We start from the raw sequence: 428 nt of genomic DNA on the forward strand, positions 1-428 counted from the left end.
CCCCCCTCCACCCAATCGGTGGTGGAGATACGCACCGCCAACGGTTTTGACCACACTTGGCGTACCGCCTGAATCACCGCCAGAGGGAAACGCAGGCGGTTTTCAAGGTTGCCCCCAAAGCCATCGGTGCGCACATTGGTGAGCGGCGATAAAAAGCTCGACAATAAATAGCCGTGACCCGCTTGCAGCTCTAACCAATCAAAGCCTGCGCTGTCAGCCCGTTTTGCCGCCGCCACAAATTGGTCAATCACGGTCGCCATTTGCGCTTCCGTTAAAGCCGCTGGCGTTTGCGACACGTTTGGTAGATACGGCAAGGCAGAGGCCGAGACGAGCGGCCAATTTCCACTCGGCAATGGGTGGTTTTCCTGCTCCCACCCCCGCTGGGTTGAACCACGGCGCCCTGCGTGCCCCAATTGAATGCCGATTTT

The 428-nt window shown here is 58.4% G+C and carries 1 protein-coding gene; it reads right to left on the reverse strand.

What is annotated here, in order from left to right:
* A partial coding sequence (locus AC4IFO_RS23080; RefSeq protein WP_490737865.1) for an oxidoreductase occupies window positions 1-428 on the reverse strand: 428 nt, incomplete at both ends.

The organism is Providencia sp. UF-224 (assembly GCF_058245955.1).